Source organism: Corallococcus sp. CA053C, assembly GCF_003611675.1.
In the GTDB taxonomy this organism is placed as follows: domain Bacteria; phylum Myxococcota; class Myxococcia; order Myxococcales; family Myxococcaceae; genus Corallococcus.
Genome location: NZ_RAWA01000592.1, coordinates 1 through 4,394, shown reverse-complemented (window position 1 = coordinate 4,394; position 4,394 = coordinate 1). Strand labels below are relative to the sequence as shown.

3 protein-coding genes and 1 pseudogene are annotated in these 4,394 nt (G+C 71.5%); 2 read left to right on the top strand and 2 right to left on the bottom strand.

Annotated elements, in window-relative coordinates; translation table 11 throughout:
• Window positions 1-338, bottom strand: a pseudogene (locus tag D7V97_RS40535) (DUF3592 domain-containing protein); the annotation flags it as partial.
• Window positions 339-385: 47 nt separating this feature from the next.
• On the opposite strand from D7V97_RS40535, the gene D7V97_RS40530 reads away from it, so the two are divergent.
• Window positions 386-673 (top strand): MarR family winged helix-turn-helix transcriptional regulator, encoded by a 288-nt coding sequence (locus D7V97_RS40530; protein ID WP_255424880.1) that lies wholly within the window; start codon window positions 386-388, stop codon window positions 671-673.
• Window positions 674-714: 41 nt separating this feature from the next.
• On the opposite strand, the gene mutS is transcribed toward D7V97_RS40530, so the two are convergent.
• Window positions 715-3,474, bottom strand: a complete 2,760-nt coding sequence (gene mutS, locus D7V97_RS40525) for a DNA mismatch repair protein MutS (protein ID WP_120615910.1) — start codon at window positions 3,472-3,474, stop codon at window positions 715-717.
• Between the two features lie 152 nt (window positions 3,475-3,626).
• Between mutS and D7V97_RS40520 the strand changes: the two genes are divergently transcribed.
• Window positions 3,627-4,394: Na+/H+ antiporter NhaA (locus D7V97_RS40520; protein ID WP_147445187.1), on the top strand; the 768-nt coding region annotated here is incomplete at its 3' end.

Below are 4,394 nucleotides of genomic sequence, written 5' to 3'. Positions count from 1 at the left end.
CCCGGCCCCAGCCCCGCCGCGAAGTCCGCGCGCGTGCGCACCCCGGCCACGGAGTGCTCCACGTCCGCGAACGTGTAGAGCACGTCCAGCGTCCCTTCCGCGTCCTCGCGCGCGGACGGAGGCGGGGCATGGCTGCGGGCCACCCGCGCATCGACCTCCTCCGCGCGGGCCGCGAAGCGCTGCTCCTCCACGAAGAAGCGCCCCACCCACGCGGCGCCCAGGCCCAGGAGCGCCATCACGCCCAGGCCCAGGAGCGCCCCTCGCACCAGCCGCGCCACCGCCCCGGGCACCTGGGCCAGGCGGACACGGCGCGGAGCATGGGGGATGGCCAGTTGCATGAGGGCCGCGAGCCTACCGCACGCTGTCTGCCATTGATGCGCCCTTCGTGCACCCGGGTCGTGGTTTACGCGACATTACTTCGCTGGACATCGCCCCTCCGGCGATGACGGGCCTCGCCGACCGCATGGTGCGTGCAGGGCTGATCGACCGGCGGACCGACCCCGAAGACAAGCGCATCAGCCGACTCTGGTTGACGCGCCTGGGCCGCGAAGTCGGCACCCACGCCCTGGCCGAACTGGGCGCCCTGAACGCCACCTTGACCGAGGGCTTCACCGACGCGGAGATGGCGGTGGTGTCACGGTGGTTGGCGGCGGTGCACGCGCGCTTCGACTGACTTCGTGAAGGCGCGGCGCCGAATGGCACCGCGCCGGTCCCTCAGGACGAACCCAGCTCCCGCTGCAACTTCGCCAGCAGGTTGAGCGCGTCCAGCGGCGTCATCCGGTCGATGGACGCTGCCCGGAGCGCGTCCAGCACCTCCGCGTGCGCGGGAGGCGGCGCGGCCGGTGCCGGTGGCGCTCCACCGAACAGCCCCAACTGCCCTGCCGCCACCGCGCGCTTCGTCGACGAGCGCACCGCCACCCGGGGCCTTCCGGCTTCATCCAGCTCTCCGGCTTCCAGGTTCTGCAGCAGCTCCCGGGCTCGCAGCACCACCTCCGGCGGCAGGCCCGCCAGCTTCGCGACCTCGATGCCGTAGGAGCGGCTGGCCCCGCCGGGCACCAGCTTGCGCAGGAAGATGACCTTGCCGCCGTGCTCCTTCACCGCGACGCACAGGTTCTTCACCCGGGGCCGCTCGCGCGCCAGGTCCACCAGCTCGTGGTAGTGCGTGGCGAAGAGCGCCCTCGCGCCCACCTTGTCGTGGATGTGCTCCGCCACCGCCCACGCGATGGAGAGGCCGTCGTACGTGGACGTGCCTCGGCCAATCTCATCCAGGATGACCAGGCTCTTGCTGGTCGCGTGGTGGAGGATGTGGCTCGTCTCCGTCATCTCCACCATGAACGTGGACTGCCCGCGCGCCAGGTTGTCCGCCGCGCCCACGCGCGTGAAGATCCGGTCGCACAGACCGATGCGCGCCGCCTTCGCTGGCACGAACGAGCCCGCCTGCGCCATCAGCGCCGTCAGCGCCACCTGCCGCATCACCGTGCTCTTGCCCGCCATGTTCGGGCCCGTGATGACCAGCAGCTGCGCGTCCTCCGGATCCAACCGCACGTCGTTGGGCACGAAGGACTCGCCCGCCCCCAGCATCCGCTCCACCACCGGGTGCCGGCCCCCCGTGATGACCAGCCCCTCCGTTGCATCCACCTGCGGCCGCGTGTAGCCGTACTCCGCCGCGCACCGCGCGAACGACACCAGCGCGTCCGCCGTCGCCACCGCCTCCGCCGCGGAACGGATCCGCGGCGCCGCCGAAATCACCTGGGCCCGCAGCTCCTCGAAGAGCTGCAGCTCCAGCACCGTGCGGCGCTCCTCCGCCGTCAGCACCTTCTCCTCGTACTCCTTCAACTCCTCGGTGACGAAGCGCTCCGCGCCCACCGTCGTCTGCTTGCGGATGTAGTCCTTGGGCACCGCGTGCAGGTTCGCCTTCGTCACCTCCAGGTAGTACCCGAAGACCTTGTTGAAGCGGATCTTCAGCGAGCTGATGCCCGTGCGCTCCTTCTCCCGCTGTTCAATCCGCAGCAGGTAGTCCTTGCCGGACGTGGACAGCGCCACCAGCTCATCCAGCTCCGCGTGGAAGCCCGGCCGGATGAAGCCGCCGTCGCGGATGACCACCGGCGGCTCGTCCGTCACCGCGCGCAGCAGCAGCTCCGCCAGCTCCGGCAGCGCGCCCAGCGGCCCCGACAAGGACTTGAGCAGCCCCGCGTCACACCGCGCCAGCGCCGCGCCCAGCCGGGGCAGCTGCGACAGCGACAGCCCCAGCGCGCGCAGGTCCCTCGCGTTGCCCGCGCCCAGCGACAGCCGCCCGCACAGCCGCTCCAGGTCGCCCACCTCCTTGAGCGTGGCCACCAGCTCCTCGCGCCACACGCTCTTGCCCGAAAGCTCCTCCACCGCGTCCAGCCGCGCGGTGATCTCCGGCAGCGAGCACAGCGGCGCGGACAGCCAGCGCGCCAGCTTCCTCGCCCCCAGCCCCGTCGCGGTCCGGTCCAACACGCCCAGCAGCGACCCCTTGCGGCCCCCGTCGCGCAGGCTCTTGAGCACCTCCAGGTTGCCCCGCGAGGACTCGTCCATCACCAGGCAGCCGGCCTTCTCCTGCCGGGACAGCCGATCCACGTGCGCGGCCGCCGTCTTCTGCGTGTCCTTCAGGTAGCGCAGCGCCGCCCCGGCCGCCCCGGTGGCCAGCGGCGAGCCGTCCAGCCCGAACGCGGACAGCGACTGGACGTGGAAGTGCGTGCGCAGGAAGGCCGCCGCCCGGGTGTGCTCGAACGCCGCGCCCTCGCCCTCCGCCACCGCCGGCGCGCGCGACAGCCGCTGGCACACCTGCACCACCTCCGGCGCCTCGCGCTGCCCCTGCGGCACCAGCAGCTCGCGCGGCTCCACGCGCGACAGCCCCTCCACCAGCTCCGACAGGCTTGAGGCCTCGAAGGTGTAGAACTCGCCGGTGGACGCCTCCAGGAGCGCCGCGCCGAAGCCGGACTCGTCCCAGCACACGGCCGCGAGGAAGTTGCTGGCCTGCGGCTCCAGCACCTCGTCGTCCAGCACCATCCCCGGGGTGATGACGCGGGTCACCTCCCGCTGCACGATGCCCGGCCCCGCGCCCGGCTCCGTCACCTGCTCACAGATGGCCACCTTCAGGCCGTGTTCAATCAGCTTCGCGATGTACCGGCGCGCCGAGTGGTACGGGAACCCGCACATCGGGACCTTGTCCGCGCCCTTGGACCGCGCCGTCAGGGTGATCTGGAGCAGCTCCGAGGCCTTCACCGCGTCCTCGAAGAACATCTCGTAGAAGTCGCCCATCCGGAAGAACAGCACCGTGTCCGGATGGAGCGCCTTCACCTCCAGGTACTGGCGCATCATCGGGGTCAGGGAGGCGAGCTCCCGCGCGCCCGCGGGTGCTTCGGTCGTCCCGACGTCCGGGGTTGCTTCGTCCTCGGCCATCACCACCGCCGCTGCCTTGTCCGTCTTCATCTGCTGTGTCACCGCCATCCCCCGCCTTCTCCCACGCCCCTACGTCCGGATCAACGAACCGGACGCCCTACCCAGGGCGTCTGCCTACCACCTCTGTCCGACATTTCCGGACGCCGCACCGCCGAAAACGGTTTCCAGCCCGGACGGCCCCCGGCAGGCTGCCCGCCGACATGGCGACCCCCTCCAAGCCGAACCGACCGGCCGTCCCCGCCCTGTTCCAGGTGGCGCTCGCCCCCGTGCAGGCGTTCTTCCGCCTGGAGGCCAGCAGCGGCATCCTCCTGGCGCTCTGTGCGGTGGCCGCGCTCGCGTGGGCCAACTCCCCCTGGGGCGGCACCTACGCGGCCGTCTTCGACGCCCCCCTCCACGTGGAGTTCGCCGGCCACGGCGGCGAGTTCACCTTCCGGGAGCTCATCAACGACGGGCTGATGACGCTCTTCTTCTTCCTCGTGGGGATGGAGATCAAACGCGAGCTGTCGTCGGGCGAATTGCGCACCCTGTCCCGCGCCCTGCTGCCCCTCATCGCCGCGCTGGGCGGCATGGTGGTGCCCGCCGTGCTGTACCTCGTCTTCACCCACGGCACCCCCGCGCAGGGCGGCTGGGCCATCCCCATGGCCACCGACATCGCCTTCGCCATCGGGTGCCTCACGCTGGTGAAGGCGCGTGTGGGCCACGGGCTGGTGGTGTTCCTCACTGCGCTCGCCATCTTCGACGACATCGGCGGCATCCTCGTCATCGCCGTCTTCTACGGCACCGGCATCCACGGGGACTGGCTCGCCGTCAGCGCGGGCCTGGGCGCGGTGCTCTGGGCGCTCAACCACTTCTACGTGCGCAACGGCCTTGCGTACGCCCTGGTGGGCGCCGCGCTCTGGTACGCCATGCACCACGCGGGCATCCACGCGACGCTGTCCGGCGTGGTGCTGGGGCTGGCCATCCCCGCC

Coding starts and splice junctions, on each gene's coding strand:
- mutS (WP_120615910.1), bottom strand. CDS start 3,474: ATGGCGGTGACACAGCAGATGAAGACGGACAAGGCAGCGGCGGTGGTG.